This window comes from Streptomyces sp. RerS4 (assembly GCF_023515955.1).
In the GTDB taxonomy this organism is placed as follows: Bacteria; Actinomycetota; Actinomycetes; order Streptomycetales; family Streptomycetaceae; genus Streptomyces.
On record NZ_CP097322.1, the window covers coordinates 2,997,406 to 3,013,545 of the forward strand.

Annotated in this window: 13 protein-coding genes; 5 read left to right on the forward strand and 8 right to left on the reverse strand. The window is 73.1% G+C overall.

All coding sequences use genetic code 11. From position 1 onward, the window contains the following. Positions 1-4: 4 nt before the first annotated feature. From M4D82_RS13710 to hutU, 5 genes are all read right to left on the reverse strand, one after another. Positions 5-706, reverse strand: coding sequence for an LPXTG cell wall anchor domain-containing protein (locus tag M4D82_RS13710; protein WP_249766317.1), 702 nt, complete (start codon positions 704-706; stop codon positions 5-7). A 198-nt stretch (positions 707-904) separates the two neighbouring features. Then, entirely contained in the window at positions 905-2,083 is a 1,179-nt protein-coding gene (gene hutI / locus M4D82_RS13715; protein ID WP_249766318.1) for an imidazolonepropionase, read from the reverse strand. Between the two features lie 189 nt (positions 2,084-2,272). Beyond that, complete coding sequence (locus M4D82_RS13720; protein WP_249766319.1) at positions 2,273-3,613, reverse strand: formimidoylglutamate deiminase; 1,341 nt, start codon at positions 3,611-3,613, stop codon at positions 2,273-2,275. Beyond that, a complete protein-coding gene (locus tag M4D82_RS13725) occupies positions 3,604-4,794 on the reverse strand; it encodes an allantoate amidohydrolase (RefSeq protein WP_249771773.1) in 1,191 nt (396 codons plus the stop codon). Before M4D82_RS13725 ends, M4D82_RS13720 begins: the two co-directional genes overlap by 10 nt. A 95-nt stretch (positions 4,795-4,889) precedes the next feature. Next, on the reverse strand, positions 4,890-6,569 hold the full coding sequence (gene hutU / locus M4D82_RS13730; RefSeq protein ID WP_249766320.1) for a urocanate hydratase: 1,680 nt from the start codon (positions 6,567-6,569) through the stop codon (positions 4,890-4,892). Between the two features lie 104 nt (positions 6,570-6,673). On the opposite strand from hutU, the gene M4D82_RS13735 reads away from it, so the two are divergent. Further along, positions 6,674-8,080 carry a type III PLP-dependent enzyme domain-containing protein gene (locus tag M4D82_RS13735; RefSeq protein ID WP_249766321.1) on the forward strand — a complete coding sequence of 469 codons (1,407 nt, stop codon included), beginning with the start codon at positions 6,674-6,676 and terminating at the stop codon, positions 8,078-8,080. Between the two features lie 22 nt (positions 8,081-8,102). On the opposite strand, the gene M4D82_RS13740 is transcribed toward M4D82_RS13735, so the two are convergent. Further along, positions 8,103-8,945, reverse strand: coding sequence for a MurR/RpiR family transcriptional regulator (locus M4D82_RS13740; protein WP_249766322.1), 843 nt, complete (start codon positions 8,943-8,945; stop codon positions 8,103-8,105). Between the two features lie 227 nt (positions 8,946-9,172). On the opposite strand from M4D82_RS13740, the gene M4D82_RS13745 reads away from it, so the two are divergent. Beyond that, positions 9,173-9,550, forward strand: a complete 378-nt coding sequence (locus M4D82_RS13745; RefSeq protein ID WP_249766323.1) for a hypothetical protein — start codon at positions 9,173-9,175, stop codon at positions 9,548-9,550. 381 nt (positions 9,551-9,931) lie between these two features. On the opposite strand, the gene M4D82_RS13750 is transcribed toward M4D82_RS13745, so the two are convergent. Continuing rightward, positions 9,932-11,317: a cystathionine beta-synthase gene (locus tag M4D82_RS13750; protein ID WP_249771775.1), complete on the reverse strand. Its 1,386-nt coding sequence runs from the start codon at positions 11,315-11,317 to the stop codon at positions 9,932-9,934. A 134-nt stretch (positions 11,318-11,451) separates the two neighbouring features. Between M4D82_RS13750 and M4D82_RS13755 the strand changes: the two genes are divergently transcribed. The 3 genes from M4D82_RS13755 (at position 11,452) to M4D82_RS13765 (ending at position 15,674) form a co-directional block, all read left to right on the forward strand. After that, positions 11,452-12,477, forward strand: coding sequence for an SGNH/GDSL hydrolase family protein (locus M4D82_RS13755; protein ID WP_249766324.1), 1,026 nt, complete (start codon positions 11,452-11,454; stop codon positions 12,475-12,477). A 109-nt stretch (positions 12,478-12,586) separates the two neighbouring features. Further along, positions 12,587-13,807: an acetyl-CoA C-acetyltransferase gene (locus M4D82_RS13760; protein ID WP_249766325.1), complete on the forward strand. Its 1,221-nt coding sequence runs from the start codon at positions 12,587-12,589 to the stop codon at positions 13,805-13,807. A 1,063-nt stretch (positions 13,808-14,870) separates the two neighbouring features. Beyond that, positions 14,871-15,674, forward strand: a complete 804-nt coding sequence (locus M4D82_RS13765; RefSeq protein ID WP_249771777.1) for a hypothetical protein — start codon at positions 14,871-14,873, stop codon at positions 15,672-15,674. Here M4D82_RS13765 and M4D82_RS34585 read toward each other — a convergent pair. Further along, the gene (locus M4D82_RS34585) at positions 15,658-16,068 is read right to left on the reverse strand and encodes a hypothetical protein (RefSeq protein ID WP_502988919.1); all 411 of its coding nucleotides are present in this window, start codon (positions 16,066-16,068) and stop codon (positions 15,658-15,660) included. The two genes, M4D82_RS13765 and M4D82_RS34585, sit on opposite strands and share 17 nt — an antisense overlap. Positions 16,069-16,140 lie beyond the last annotated feature (72 nt).

Here is a 16,140-nt window from a genome sequence, read left to right on the forward strand (position 1 = left end):
CCGTTCAGGACGGTGTCCGCTCGGCCCGTCGGCCGCGCCGGGTGAGCCACAGCATTCCGGCGGCGCCGGAGAGCAGCACGGTGGCGCCGAGGGTGCCGAGGGCGAGGGCGGAGTCGGCGGGGCCGGTCTGCGGGAGGGTGTCGCCGCCGGCTCCACCGCCGGGCGGGGGCGCCTCCTGGCCGCCGCCGGCTGCCGTGACCTCCAGTTCGAGGGAGGGGGCGGGGTTGTTGGAGGAGGTGCAGGTGGTGGTGGTCCCCATGGCCTTGATGGTGAGGACGCCGGCGGTGAAGGTGACCTTGCCGCTCTTCTTCGGGGTGTAGGTGCCCGACAGGTCGGTGATCTTGATGGGGGTGTTGGCGGGCGCGGCCTCGGGGTTGGGCGGTCCGGAGACCGGTACGGAGACCTTCTCGGCGCCGTCGGTCATGATCACGGCGCTGGGGCTCATCGCGCCCTTGCCCAGCTCGATGGGGCTGGAGGAGACGCCCTTCTGGAAGGACATCGTGAGCTTGTAGCCGTCGCCCTCCTTGACGGCCTTGATGTCGATGGGCGAGACCGCCGACTTGTCCCCGATGGGGGTCTGGCAGTTGTACGCGACGTCGACCACGTCGGCGTGGGCCGCGGGGGCGGCGAGCAGGACGGCCACGACGGCCACGACGGCCGACGCGCCGGCCGACGCGAGCACGGTGGAGCGTTTCCGGTCGGACACCTTCGTCTTCCCCTCGGGCCACAAGTTACTGACGACACATCAGATGGTGGCTCAAGGTACGCCGGGGGCCTTACGGAGGGAAGACAAAGGACAGTCCGGATCAACGGCCTTTCGGACGTACGGTTTCCGGCCGTTCCGGGGCGTCTCGGCCACCCCGGAACGGTCGGCAGGCGTCAGGCGGCGGGTCCGGCGCGGCGGTCAGGCGGCGCGCACGCCGCGCTGCCAGACGGCGGAGACCAGCGGGACGCCCGGCCGGTACGCGAGGTGCACGTGGCTCGGGGCCTCCAGCAGCGCGAGGTCGGCGCGGGCGCCGGGCACGATCCGGCCGATGTCCTCGCGGCGCAGCGCGCGGGCGCCGCCGGCGGTGGCCGACCACAGGGCCTCGTCGGGGGTCATGCGCATGTCGCGGACGGCGAGCGCGATGCAGAACGGCATGGAACTCGTATACGAGGAACCGGGGTTGCAGTCCGTCGACAGCGCGACGGTGACGCCCGCGTCGAGCAGCCGGCGGGCGTCGGGCCACTGCGCGCGGGTGGAGAACTCGGCGCCGGGCAGCAGGGTGGCGACGGTGGTCGCGGAGGCCTGGGCGAGGGCGTCGACGTCGGCGTCGGTGAGGTGGGTGCAGTGGTCGGCGGAGGCCGCCCGGAGCTCCACGGCGAGCTGCACGCCGGGCCCGTACGAGAGCTGGTTGGCGTGGACGCGCGGGATCAGCCCGGCGGCGGCGCCGGCGGTGAGGATCGCGCGGGCCTGGTCGCCGTCGAAGGCACCCTTCTCACAGAAGACGTCGACCCAGCGGGCGTACGGGGCGCAGGCCTCCAGCATCTCGCCGGTGACGAGGGCGACGTAGCCGGCCGGGTCGTCGGCGTAGTCCGGGGAGACGATGTGCGCGCCGAGGTAGGTGACCTCCTCGGTGTGCGCGGCGGCGATGCGCAGGGCGCGGGCCTCGTCCGCGACGGTGAGGCCGTAGCCGGACTTGGTCTCGAAGGTGGTGGTGCCCTGGCGGCGGGCCTCGTCGAGGTGGCGCAGCAGGTTGGCTTCGAGTTCGGCGTCGGAGGCGGCGCGGGTGGCGGCGACGGTGGTGCGGATGCCTCCGGCGGAGTAGGAGCGGCCGGACATGCGGGCGTTGAACTCGGCGGTGCGGTCGCCGGCGAAGACGAGGTGGGAGTGGGAGTCGACGAAGCCCGGGATGAGGGCGCGGCCGTTCGCGTCGAACGCGGTGTCGGCGGCGGGGGCGTGGTCGGCGGGGCCGACCCAGGCGATGGACTCGCCGTCGATGACGACGGCGGCGTCCCGGACCAGCCCGAGGGGGCTGCCGTCGCCGGTGGCGGGGTCGTTGGTGACGAGGCTGCCGATGTTGGTGACGAGGGTGGTGGTCATGGGTTCCGTTCGGGTTCGAAGCCGGGGGCCTGGGTCTGTCTTGTGGATCAGGCCGGATCAGGCACCGGGCGTCGCGAGCCCGGCATGATCCACAAGACACGGCCTAGCCCCCGGACCCCCGCACCTCAAACGCCGGCGGGGCTGATTCTTTCAGGGGCTGATTTTTTCAAGGGGTGGGACCGAAAAGCGTCAGCCTCGGACGGCTGCGATGGATGCGGACAGGGCGGACGGGACGTCCGGGACCAGGGTGTGGGCGCCGTCGCGGACGATGTGGCGGCCGGCGACCACCGTGTGGCGGACATCGGCGGCCGTCGCCGCGAAGACGGCCGTCTCGGCGCCGAGGCGCGGCAGCGGCCCCGCCGTGCGGACGGAGTCCAACGCGATGGTGGTGAAGTCCGCGAGCGCGCCCGCCTCCAGGCGCCCCGCGTCGGGGCGGCCGAGGGCCGCGTGACCGTCGGCGGTGGCGGCCGTCAGCAGCGCGTTCGCCGTCCAGTGCCCCCGCGTGTGGCTGCGCAGCCGCTCGTTCAGCTCCATCGCGCGGGCCTCCTCCAGCAGGTCGATCACCGCGTGGCTGTCGCTGCCCAGGGACAGCGGGCTGCCCGCGCGCTGGAGCCGGCCCGCCGGGCCGATGCCGTCGGCGAGGTCGCGTTCGGTGGTCGGGCACATGCAGGTGCCGGTGGCGCTGCCGCCGAGCAGCGCGATGTCGACGTCGGTGAGGTGCGTGTTGTGGACGCCCGTCGTGCGCGGGCCGAGCACCCCGTGGTCAGCGAGGAGCTGCGTCGGCGTCCGCCCGTGCGCGGCCTGGCAGGCCTCGTTCTCGGCGGTCTGCTCCGAGAGGTGCACGTGCAGGGGCGCCCGCCGCTCCTCGGCCCAGCGGGCGACGGTGGCCAGCTGCCCGGCCGGTACGGCGCGCACGGAGTGGATCGCCGCGCCGATCAGGGCGTGCTCGCGCGGCTTGAGGCCGCTCACCCGCTCCGCCCAGGCGTCCGCGCTGCCGTCGGAGAAGCGCAGCTGGTGCGGGTTGGGGGCCTCGCCGAAGCCGGCGGCGAGGTAGGCGGTGTCCAGGAGGGTGATCCGGATGCCCGCGGCGGCGGCCGCCTCGATGAGGGCCTCGCCCATCGCGTTGGGGTCGGCGTACGGGGCGCCGCCGGGCGCGTGGTGGACGTAGTGGAACTCGCCGACGTTGGTGACGCCGGCCAGCGCCATCTCCGCGTACACCGCGCGGGCCAGCGCGAAGTACGTGTCGGGGGTGAGGTTCTGGGCCACCTGGTACATGAACTCGCGCCAGGTCCAGAAGGTTCCCGAGCCCACCTGCACCAGCGACCGAAGCGCCCGGTGGAAGGCGTGCGAGTGCGCGTTGGCCAGACCCGGGACGGTCAGGCCGCGCAGCACCTCGGCCCCCGGCGGCGGGGTCTCGACGCCGGCGCGCAGGGCGGCGATCCGGCCGTCGGCGGAAACGTCCAGGGCGACGCCCGGCTCGACGTGGGCGGCGAGCCAGGCGTGCTCCAGCCAGTACGTGGTCAGCGGCACGCGAGTCCTTCCAGTACGTCGGCGAGCGCGAGGACGCCGGCCACGCAGTCGTCCTCGGCGGCGAACTCCCTCGGGGAGTGGGAGACGCCCGTGGGGTTGCGTACGAACAGCATCGCGGTCGGGACGGCCGCGGAGAGGATTCCGGCGTCGTGTCCCGCTCCGGTGCCGAGCACCGGGACGGCCCCGCCGAGGATGCGGTTCAGCTCGTCGCGCAGGGCGTGCTCGAACTCCACGACGGGGGTGAACGACTCGCGGACGACGGCGAGGTCGATGCCGTCCCGGTCGGCCTGTTCGCGGGCGGCCTTCTCGATGGCGGTGACGACCGTGTCGAGGGTGGCCTGGTCGGCGGCGCGGGAGTCGAGCCAGCCGCGCACGAGGGAGGGGATGGCGTTGACGCCGTTGGGTTCGACGGCGATCTTCCCGAAGGTGGCGACGGCCCCGGCGAGGGCGGCCTCGCGTCGGGCGGCCAGCACCGTCTGCGCGTACGTCAGCATCGGGTCGCGGCGGTCCACGAGACGGGTGGTGCCGGCGTGGTTGGCCTCGCCGTGGAAGTCGAAGCGCCAGCGGCCGTGCGGCCAGATCGCGGAGGCGATGCCGACGCGGTCCCCGGACAGGTCGAGGGCGCGGCCCTGTTCGACGTGCAGCTCGACGAAGGCACCGATGCGGGCGAGGCGTTCTGGGTCGGGCCCGATCGCGTCGGGGTCGTAGCCGGCGCGTTCCATCGCCTCGGGCAGGCGCACGCCGTCGCCGTCGCGCAGTTCGTACGCCTTCTCCTTGCTCAGCTGTCCGGCGGCGAGCCGGGAGCCGACGCAGGCCAGGCCGAAGCGGGCGCCTTCCTCGTCGCCGAAGTTGGTGATGGCGAGGGGACGGGTGGGGGTCGCGCCGCGGGCGCGCAGTTCGTCCAGGGCGGCGAAGGAGGAGACCACGCCGAGGGGGCCGTCGAAGGCGCCGCCGTCGGGGACGGAGTCCAGGTGCGAGCCGGTGACGACGGCGTCCCCGGCGAGGGGGTCGCCGAGCCAGGCCCACTGGTTGCCGTTGCGGTCGATCTCGTACGTCAGGCCGCGCGACTCGGCCTGCGCCCGGAACCAGGCGCGGCAGTCGGCGTCGGCGCCGGTCCAGGCGTAGCGGCGGTAGCCGCCGCTGCCGCTGTCGCGGCCGATGGGGGCGAGTTCGTTCCACATGCTGTGGAAGCCCGAGCGTGCCGGGCCGGCGGGGGACCCCGCCCCCGGGGCCCCGGAGGGGGCGCCGGGGGCGGGGACGGCCTCGTGGGAGGGGCTCACGCGGAGTCACCCTCGCGCATCGGGACGCGGACGCCGCGCTCGTCGGCGACGGTCTCGGCGATGTCGTAGCCGGCGTCGACGTGACGGATGACGCCCATGCCGGGGTCGTTGGTCAGGACGCGACGGATCTTCTCGCCGGCGAGCTTCGTGCCGTCGGCGACCGTGACCTGGCCCGCGTGGATGGAGCGGCCCATGCCGACGCCGCCGCCGTGGTGGATGGAGACCCAGGAGGCACCGGAGGCCACGTTGACCATGGCGTTGAGCAGCGGCCAGTCGGCGATCGCGTCGGAGCCGTCGAGCATGGCCTCGGTCTCGCGGTACGGGGAGGCCACCGAGCCGCAGTCGAGGTGGTCGCGGCCGATGGCGAGGGGCGCGGCGAGGGTGCCGTCCGCGACCATCTCGTTGAAGCGCTCGCCGGCCTTGTCGCGCTCGCCGTAGCCGAGCCAGCAGATGCGCGCGGGCAGGCCCTGGAAGTGGACGCGCTCGCCGGCCATCTTGATCCAGCGGTGCAAGGACGCGTTGTGAGCGGACTCAGCCTCGGGGAAGAGTTCGAGCATCGCCTTGTCGGTCTTGGCGATGTCCGAGGCCTCGCCGGACAGGGCGGCCCAGCGGAAGGGGCCCTTGCCCTCGCAGAAGAGGGGGCGGATGTAGGCGGGGACGAAGCCGGGGAAGGCGAAGGCGCGGTCGTAGCCGGCCAGCTGGGCCTCGCCGCGGATGGAGTTGCCGTAGTCGAAGACCTCGGCGCCCGCGTCCATGAAGCCGACCATGGCCTCGACGTGCTTGGCCATCGACTCGCGGGCGCGGGTGGTGAAACCGGCCGGGTCCTTGGCGGCGGCGTCGGCCATGTCGTCGAAGTCGATGCCGATGGGCAGGTACGCCAGCGGGTCGTGGGCGGAGGTCTGGTCCGTCACGATGTCGATCGGGGCGCCTTCCGCGAGCATCTGCGGGAGGAGTTCGGCGGCGTTGCCGAGGAGGCCGATGGACAGGGGCTTGCGGGCGTCGCGGGCCTCGACGGCCAGTTGGAGCGCGTGCCGCAGGTTGTCGGCCTTGACGTCCAGGTAGCGGTGCTCGATGCGGCGCTCGATGGCGCGCGGGTCGACGTCGATGCAGATGGCGACGCCGTCGTTCATCGTCACGGCCAGCGGCTGGGCGCCGCCCATGCCGCCGAGGCCGGCGGTGAGGGTGATGGTGCCGGCGAGGGTGCCGCCAAACTTCTTGGCGGCGACGGCGGCGAACGTCTCGTAGGTGCCCTGGAGGATGCCCTGGGTGCCGATGTAGATCCAGGAGCCGGCCGTCATCTGGCCGTACATGGTCAGGCCGAGGTGCTCCAGGCGGCGGAACTCCTCCCAGTTGGCCCAGTCGCCGACCAGGTTGGAGTTGGCGAGCAGGACGCGCGGCGCCCACTCGTGCGTCTGCATCACGCCGACCGGGCGACCGGACTGGACGAGCATCGTCTCGTCCTGCTTGAGGGTGCGCAGGGTGCGGACCATGGCGTCGTACGAGCGCCAGTCGCGGGCGGCCTTGCCCGTGCCGCCGTAGACGACGAGCTTGTCGGGGTGCTCCGCGACCTCGGGGTCGAGGTTGTTCTGCAGCATGCGCAGGGCGGCCTCCTGCTGCCATCCCAGGGTGCTGAGCTCGGTGCCTCGCGCGGCCCGTACGGGGCGGGGTCCTGACATGGCGGGTGCCTCCTCCGATGTTGGTCAATCCATTCACATCCTCTCTGGATGAATAGATCCAGTCAACAGCTGCGGGCGGGTCCGCCGGATGATGGGATGCGGACATGGCCTCCGAGACGCACGCACACGTGACGGACGCGCACGATCCCCATGCCTTCACCGGGGCCGCCGACGCCGCTGCCGCCGATGCCGGCGCCGGTGCGCGCCGCGATCGGGCCGTACGGGCCGCCGTGGAGCGGGGCCTGCTGGACGTCGAGCCGGTGGTCTGCCTGCTCGACGTGGCCGGCATCCGGGCCTCCGCCGCCGCCCTGACCGGCGCCTTCGCGGCGCACCTGGCGCCCGGCACCCCGGTGCTGCACGCCTTCGCGGTGAAGGCCGCCCCGCTGGTTCCCGTCCTGCGGCTGCTCGCCGCCTCGGGACTCGGCTGCGAGGTCGCCGGCCCCGGCGAGCTGGCCCTCGCCCGCGCCGCCGGGGTACCGGCGGAGCGGACGGTGCTGGACTCCCCCGCGAAGACGCAGGCCGAGCTGCGCGAGGCGCTGGCGCTGGGCATCGCCGTCAACGTCGACAACCGCCAGGAGCTGGAGCGACTCGACGCCCTGGTCGCGGCGGCCCCCACGGCCTCCCCGATCGGCGTACGGATCAACCCCCAGACGGGCGCGGGCACCATCGACGCCCTGTCGACCGCGACCGCCACCTCCAAGTTCGGCATCGCGCTGCGCGACCCCGGCGCCCGCGAATGGCTCGTACGGAACTACGTACGCCGTCCGTGGTTGACGCGGCTGCACGTCCACTCGGGCTCGCAGGGCGTGCCGCTGCCGCTGATCGCGGCGGGGGTAAGGGAACTGCACGCGCTGGCCGAGGAGATCAACGCGGCGGCCGGCCGCCGCCAGGTCGACACGCTGGACATCGGCGGCGGCCTGCCCGTCAACTTCGCCTCCGACGCCACCACCCCGACCTACGAGGAGTACGCGCGGGCCCTGCGCGAGGCGGTGCCGACGCTGTTCGACGGCTCGTACGGCCTGGTCACGGAGTTCGGCCGGTCGCTGCTGGCCAAGCACGGCACGGTGCTCGCCCGCGTCGAGTACACGAAGGTGACGGGGGGCCGTCCCATCGCCGTGACCCACGCCGGCGTGCAGCTGGCCACGCGCACCGTGTACGCCCCGCAGGCCTGGCCGCTGCGCGTGCTTCCGTACGACGCCAAGGGCGCCCCGAAGACCGGGCCCCCGCTGGTGCAGGACGTCGCGGGCCCGGCCTGCTTCGCCGGTGACCTGCTCGCGACCGCCCGGCAGCTGCCGGAGCTGGCGCCGGGTGACGTCATCGCCCTCCCGGACACGGGCGCGTACTTCTTCACGGCCCACTACGGCTACAACAGCCTGCTCCGCCCGGCCGTGTACGGGTTCACCACCGGCGCGCCGCACGGCGTCGGCTTCGCCCTGGCCCGCCCCGCGCAGTCCCTCGCCGCGCTCGTGGACGAGGCGGGCGGCGCGCTCGGGGACGCGCTGCTGGCGTAGCCGTTCGGGCTGCTCCGTCGGGCTACTCCACGAAGAGCCCGCGCGCCGCCGCCCGGGTGTCGAAGGCCTCCAGGCGGGCCTGGGCGTCCGGCAGCGCGTCCGCCATGGCCTCCAGCAGCACGCGACCCAGCAGCATCGGCGCGCACGCGGTGTCGAAGGCCAGGCCGGTACCGACGGGCGCCGGGATCAGCAGGTCCGAGTGCCGGGCGACGGGCGCGAAGGCCGAATCGGCGACGGTCACCACTGTCAGCCCGGCCGCCCGCGCGTGCTCCAGCGCCTCCACGACCTCGCGGGGGTGACGGGGCAGCGCGAAGCAGAGCAGCGCCGAGGCGCCGGCGCCGACGGCCGCGTCGATGCGGTCGGCGAGCATGGAGCCGCCCTCGTCGAGGAGCCGTACGTCCGGATGCACCTTCGCCGCGAAGTAGGCGAAGCCACGCGCCTGGGAGGACGCCGCCCGCAGCCCCAGCACCGGCAGCGGCGCGGACCCGGCGATGAGCCGGCCGGCCTCCTCGACCGGCGTCGGGTCGGCGAGCATCGCCGACAGCCGACGCAGGTTCTCGATCTCGCCCTGGACGGCCTGCTGGTACTCGTTGTACGCCTCCTCGCGCACCGGTTCCGGCCGCCCGGCGGGCGCCACCTCGCGCAGGTGGCGGCGCAGCGCCGGGTATCCGTCGAAGCCGAGGGCCACCGCGAAGCGGGTCACCGACGGCTGGCTCACCCCGGCCAGCTCGGCGAGTTCCACGCTGGACAGGAACGGCACCTCGGCGGCGCCGCGCACCATGCAGTGCGCGATCCGCCGCTGGGTCGGCGTCAGCCGGTGCCCCTCGAACAGCTTCTGCAGCCGCGCGGCCGGGCTGTCGTTCATGGCCGTCCCCATCCGTCCCGTCCGTCCCCGGTGCGATATTCACTCACGGTGCACTCTGCATGTGGTTATGCAGCTGGGCAAGCCACGCCCGTGATCCGGACGCGCGACACGACGTACGACGTACGTAGTGCAGCGTACGCAGTACGGCGTACGTAGTACCTGCACGGTTCGCCGATACGGGTGCTAACCCCAGTGCCCGGCGCCGCGGCCGTTCCTACTGTGGGGGCATGACAGCCGACTCGCCGCAGGTCCAGGACCTGAAGAAGGAACTCGCCGCGACGCTGGAGGCCCGGCGCGAGCTGGGGCCGGAGTACGAGCCCGCGTTGGTGGAGTCGTTCGTGGAGAAGGTCGACTCCCAGGTACGCCGCCGGCTCGCCGAGGAGCGCCTGCTGTCCGCCCGGGGCGGCGCGGCCCCGTCCTGGACGGCCGAGGGCGGCCTCGCCGAGCGCTTCGGCTTCGCGGTCGTGACGCTGGTCCTGGCGATCCCGCTCTCCGCCATCGGCGCCGCGCAGGCGGGCTTCGGCGGCCTCCTGGTCGCCTGGGCGGGCATCGTCGGCGTCAACCTCGCCCACACCGGCCGGCTGCGCCGCCGCACCGGGGAGTGACCCGCCCGACGCCGGTGTCGATCCACCGGGTCGATCCACCCGGGTCGATCCACCCGCGTCGAGGAAGTGGCGCGGGGACCGTCGGCACCCCCGGCAAGGCCGGGGGCCGGGACGACGACGGTCCCCGCGCGGGACACGGGCCGGGTCAGGGCCGTCCGCGTCCATGACGTCCGCGCGCTCCGGGAGCCGCTCCGGAGGTACGCAAGCGCCGTAGGTGGCGCCGGCCGAGGCGGCCCCGGTTCCCCGGGGTCCCCGCCGACATCCACCACTGTGCCCCGGCCGTGTTAAGCCGGTGCTGCCACCACATGTCGGCTCCGTACCGTTTGCGCGACGCGAATCAACCGCGGCGTTCCGGCCGGCGCGCACCGTGACGCGTGGTGGCTACTTCGCGCCCTTGGCGAGGAACGCCAGCAGGTCCTGCCGGCTGACCACACCGGTCGGCTTGCCCTCGACCAGCACGATCGCGGCGTCGGCCTCGCCGAGGACGCCCATCAGCTCCGACACCGGCTCACCGGAGCCGACCTGCGGCAGCGGCGGGCTCATGTGCTTCTCCAGCGGGTCTCCGAGGGAAGCCCGCTGCGCGAAGAGCGCCGCGAGCAGTTCCTTCTCGACCACGGAGCCGATGACCTCGGCGGCCATGACGTCGGGGTGGCCGGCGCCCGGCTTGACGATCGGCATCTGCGAGACGGCGTACTCGCGCAGCACCTCGATGGCCTGGCCGACGGTCTCCTCGGGGTGCATGTGCACCAGCGAGGGGATACCGCCCTCCTTGTCGGCGAGGACGTCGCCGATGCGCGCGGCGGGGCCGGCCTCCTCCAGGAAGCCGTGACCGGCCATCCACTCGTCGCTGAAGATCTTGCTGAGGTAGCCGCGACCGCTGTCCGGCAGCAGCACGACGACCACGTCGTCGGGGCCGAGGCCCTCGGCGGCGCGCAGCGCGGCGACGACCGCCATGCCGCAGGACCCGCCGACGAGCAGGCCCTCCTCCTTGGCGAGGCGGCGGGTCATCTGGAAGGAGTCCTTGTCGGACACCGCGATGATCTCGTCGGTCACGTTCGGGTCGTAGGCGGTCGGCCAGAAGTCCTCGCCGACGCCCTCGACGAGGTACGGGCGACCGGAGCCGCCGGAGTACACGGAGCCCTCGGGGTCGGCGCCGATGACCTTGACCTTGCCGCCGGAGACCTCCTTCAGGTAGTTGCCGGTACCGGAGATCGTGCCGCCCGTGCCGACGCCCGCGACGAAGTGAGTGATCTTCCCCTCAGTCTGTTCCCACAGCTCGGGACCGGTCGTCTCGTAGTGCGAACGGGGGTTGTTCGGGTTGCTGTACTGGTCGGGCTTCCAGGCGCCCGGCGTCTCGCGCACGAGGCGGTCGGAGACGTTGTAGTACGAGTCCGGGTGCTCGGGGTCGACGGCGGTCGGGCAGACGACGACCTCGGCGCCGTAGGCGCGCAGCACGTTGATCTTGTCCAGGGACACCTTGTCAGGGCAGACGAAGATGCACTTGTAGCCCTTCTGCTGGGCCACGATGGCGAGTCCTACGCCGGTATTGCCGCTGGTCGGCTCCACGATGGTGCCACCGGGCCTGAGGGCACCGCTCTGCTCGGCGGCCTCGATCATCCGGACGGCGATCCGGTCCTTCACGGAGCCGCCGGGGTTGAAGTACTCGACCTTCGCCAGAACGGTGGCCTGAAGGCCTTCGGTCACACGGTTGAGCTTCACCAGCGGGGTGTTGCCGACGAGGCTGATCATCGAGTCGTGGAATTGCACCATGTTCTCCAAGGAGGGGACTCCACGGGTTCTCCGGGAGGTCGGGCCAGAGTATGCGGAAAGAGATTGACCGACCGGCCGTACGGGGCAGGTAGGTCAACAACGCCAGACAGGGAAGCGAGGTGGCCTGAAGGGTGTCCAGGGCGAGAACGGCCCGCCGGATCGCGGCGGGGGCAGCGTACGGCGGAGGCGGACTCGGACTGGTCGGCGTGGCCACGGTCGGACTGGTGCTCGCGGAGGTGCAGTTCGCGAAGCGCACGGTCGGCAACGGCCTGCCCGACCCGCCGCGCGCGGACGGGCTCTACGGGAGCGAGTTCGGCGGGCCGGAACTGAGTCCGGGCCCGCTGCGCATGGGCATGCTGGGCGACTCCACGGCGGCCGGCCTGGGCGTACGGCGGGCCCGCCAGACCCCGGGCGCGCTGCTGGCCTCCGGGCTGGCGGCGGTCGCGGAGCGGCCGGTGGAGCTGCGCAACGTCGCCCTGTCGGGCGCGATGTCCGACGACCTGGACCGGCAGGTCGGGCTGCTCCTGGACGGGGACGCCCCGCCCCCTGACGTGTGCGTGATCATGATCGGGGCGAACGACGTGACGCGCCGCATGCCGCTCACCCAGTCGGTCCGCCTCCTGACGGCGGCCGTCCGGCGCCTGCGGCTCGCGGGCTCGGAGGTCGTGGTCGGCACCTGCCCGGACCTGGGCACGATCGAGCCGGTGTACCAGCCGCTGCGGTGGATGGCCCGGCGCGTGTCGCGGCAGCTGGCCGCCGCGCAGACCATCGGCGTGGTCGCGCAGGGCGGACGTACGATTTCGATGGGGGACCTGCTGGGCCCCGAGTTCGCCGCCAACCCCCGCGAGATGTTCGGCCCCGACTCCTACCACCCGTCGGCGGAGGGCTACGCGACCGCCGCCATGGCGGTGCTCCCGACGCTGTGCGCGGCGGTGGGCGTGTGGCCCGAGTCGGACCGCCTGGACGTCTCCCGGGACGAGGACATGCTCCCGGTGGCCAAGGCCGCGTCGGCCGCCGCCGGCGAGGCGGGTACGGAGGTCACGGGCGCCCGTGGACCCTGGGCGCTGCTCAAGCACCGCCGCAGGCGTCGGGTTCCGGCCGAGGAGGTCTCCGAACCGGCCACGAACGCTCCGGCCGCCCTGCCGGAATCGGCCTGAGGCACGTCCGCAGGAGCGACCGGCATCACATGCCCAGGCCGGTGACCTCGACGGTACGGGGCGGTAACTTCGCATGCGGTCCCGCAACGACGCACCCCTTGGAGTCCCGATGCCCGAAGCCGTCATCGTTTCCACCGCCCGCTCTCCCATCGGGCGCGCCTTCAAGGGGTCCCTGAAGGACGTCCGTCCGGACGACCTGACCGCCACGATCGTGCAGGCCGCCCTCGCCAAGGTCCCGGAGCTCGACCCGCGCGACATCGACGACCTGATGCTCGGCTGTGGCCTGCCGGGCGGTGAGCAGGGGCACAACCTGGCCCGTATCGTCGCGGTCCAGATGGGCATGGACTTCCTGCCGGGCGCCACGATCACCCGCTACTGCTCCTCTTCGCTCCAGACCTCCAGGATGGCCCTGCACGCCATCAAGGCGGGAGAGGGCGACGTCTTCATCTCGGCCGGTGTCGAGATGGTCTCCCGTTCGGTCAACGGCTCCTCCGACGGCATGCCCGGCACCCACAACCCGCTGTTCGCGGACGCCGAGGCCCGTACGGCCGCCGTCGCGCAGAGCGAGGGCGCGTCCTGGCACGACCCGCGCGAGGACGGCCTGATCCCGGACGCGTACATCGCGATGGGGCAGACCGCCGAGAACCTGGCCCGTCTGAAGGGCGTGACCCGCCAGGACATGGACGAGTTCGGCGTCCGCTCGCAGAACCTCGCCGAGGCCGCCATCAAGAACGGCTTCTGGGAGCGCGAGATCACCCCGATCACCACGCCGGACGGCACGGTGGTCTCGACGGACGACGGCCCGCGCGCCGGCGTCACCCTGGAGGGCGTCCAGGGCCTCAAGCCCGTCTTCCGCCCCGACGGCCTGGTGACGGCCGGCAACTGCTGCCCGCTGAACGACGGCGCGGCGGCGCTGGTCATCATGAGCGACACGAAGGCGCGGGAGCTGGGCCTGACCCCGCTGGCGCGGATCGTGTCGACCGGTGTCACCGGCCTCTCCCCCGAGATCATGGGCCTGGGTCCGGTCGAGGCGTCGAAGCAGGCCCTGAAGCGGGCCGGGCTGACGGTGGGCGACATCGACCTGTTCGAGATCAACGAGGCGTTCGCGGCGCAGGTCATCCCGTCCTACCGCGACCTGGAGATCCCGCTGGACAAGCTGAACGTCAACGGTGGCGCCATCGCCGTCGGCCACCCCTTCGGCATGACCGGCGCCCGCATCACCGGCACCCTGATCAACAGCCTCCAGTTCCACGACAAGCAGTTCGGTCTGGAGACGATGTGCGTGGGCGGCGGCCAGGGCATGGCGATGGTCATCGAGCGGCTGAGCTGAGCCGGAGCGGAGGGTAGGGGTCGCCCGACGCAGGAGGGCGGCACCTGCCCGCAGCGGTGGCGAGGCTCAGCGCGACAGAAAAGCGAGCGGCTGAGCTGAGCCGGAGCGGAGGGTAGGGGTCGCCCGACGCAGGAGGGCGGCACCTGCCCGCAGCGGTGGCGAGGCTCAGCGCGACAGAAAAGCGAGCGGCTGAGCTGAGCCGGAGCGGAGGGTAGGGGTCGCCCGACGCAGGAGGGCGGCACCTGCCCGCAGCGGTGGCGAGGCTCAGCGCGACAGAAAAGCGAGCGGCTGAGCTGAGCCGGAGCGGAGGGTAGGGGTCGCCCGACGCAGGAGGGCGGCACCTGCCCGCAGCGGTGGCGAGGCTCAGCGCGACAGAAAAGCGAGCGGCTGAGCTGAGCCGGAGCGGAGGGTAGGGGTCGCCCGACGCAGGAGGGCGGCACCTGCCCGCAGCGGTGGCGAGGCTCAGCGCGACAGAAAAGCGAGCGGCTGAGCTGAGCCGGAGCGGAGGGTAGGGGTCGCCCGACGCAGGAGGGCGGCACCTGCCCGCAGCGGTGGCGAGGCTCAGCGCGACAGAAAAGCGAGCGGCTGAGCTGAGCCGGAGCGGAGGGTAGGGGTCGCCCGACGCAGGAGGGCGGCACCTGCCCGCAGCGGTGGCGAGGCTCAGCGCGACAGAAAAGCGAGCGGCTGAGCTGAAAAAGCGAGCGGCTGAGCTGACAACGATCAAGAGAGCGGATGTTTGAGCCGCGACGTAGCGGAGCGTGAGGGGTCGGAAGCCGGTCCAGTCCGGCCCTCAGGCGCCGCAAGGGATCCTCTAGATCCATGCGGTCTACTGGCACCGATTCCAATCCCGTCGCGGCCGACCTGTGACCGAATCGCCCCCAGGATGTGACCTTTGTCCTGGGGGTTCGGTATTTGCCCAGGTCAACCGGCATCCCCCGCAGCCGCTGGGCCCAAAGACCCGTCCGATTCATGACGTAATGCACTGCACGCCATTCACAGCACAGGACAAGCTGATGTAGGAATTCGGGGGATCGAATCAATCAGGAGTTAGTCAGTGAGCGCCATGTCTCTTGCCCTGCTGCTGACCACGGCCGCTGCCACGGCCGTGGGCGCTGCTGCGCTGCACGCCGTACACGGACTGCGCAAGCAGGTCACGGCCCTGCGCGGTGAGCTGACGGCGTCGGCCCTCACGCGGGTCGCCACCGTCCCCCACGCCCGCAGCGCCGTCGAGTCCCCCGCCGCCGAGATACGAGCCGCCGTGGCCGAAGCCCTCGCCGAGGAGCGCGAGCGCGAGCTGGCCGAGGCGCGGGCCTTCTGGGCCGCGCAGGAGGCCCGTGACGCCGCCGACGCCCCCTCGCTGCTGGGCGGCCTGCCCGGCCTCGGTGAGGACAGCCCGGTCTTCCTGCCCCGGCAGGCGGACATGGTGGGCCTGGAGCCGGTCCTCGGCGACGACCTCGCCGACGAGTACCCGGAGGATTCGGCCGAACTGGCCGCCGCCCGCCGGCGCCACCCCTCGCACCCCGACTTCGTTCCGGTCCAGCCGCACCCCGGCGCCGACCACGAGCGGACCGTCAGCCGGCTGGAGGAGCTCGCGGAGGCCCGTACGGCCCTCGCCGACGTCCGTCCCGGCCCGCTGGGCACGCTCGACGTGTACGTCTTCACGGACGGCACCACGCTCTGCATGACCCCCGGCCACCGGGAGACGGCGGAGCGCCTCGCCGAGGCCCTGCGTTCGGGCACGGCGCCGGTCCTGCTGGGCGGCTCGGGCATCTCCGGCGCCTACGCCCTGACCTTCTCCTGCGGTGACGTCGAGGACCCCGACAGCAACGTCTACATCCTCGCGGACCGCGTCATCGCATCGCTCTGACTTCCGCCCGCTCCACCAGCGCCACGGCCTCGTCCAGCAGTTCGGACGGGGCCTTCGCGCCGTCCCCGACCCCCGCGCCGGCCGAGCCGTCGGCCGAGCCGCCGCCCGCGCCGGTCGAGCCGTCGGCTGCCGCGGCCAGCGCCTCGGCGAGGTCCTGTCCGGTCACCGCGACCTGATCCCCGACGACGAAGACCCCCGCGTCCGGCACCACCCGCTCGGCGCCCGCGGCGGGGCCCCCGAGGGCCTCCTCCAGCCGCTGAGCCCGCGACGCGAGCTCCCGGGCCAGTTCCAGCGCCTCGGCGGCCGCACCGCGCTGCAGGCGGCTCTGCGGGGCGGCGCGCAGCCGGTCGGCGAATCGTTCCACGGCGGCGGTCAGGGGCGAGGTATCGAGCACGCGGCCGACCTTACGCGGCGGCCGGGCACCATTGCCAACAGGCGAACGCGCCGGCACGGTGACGTGAAGAGA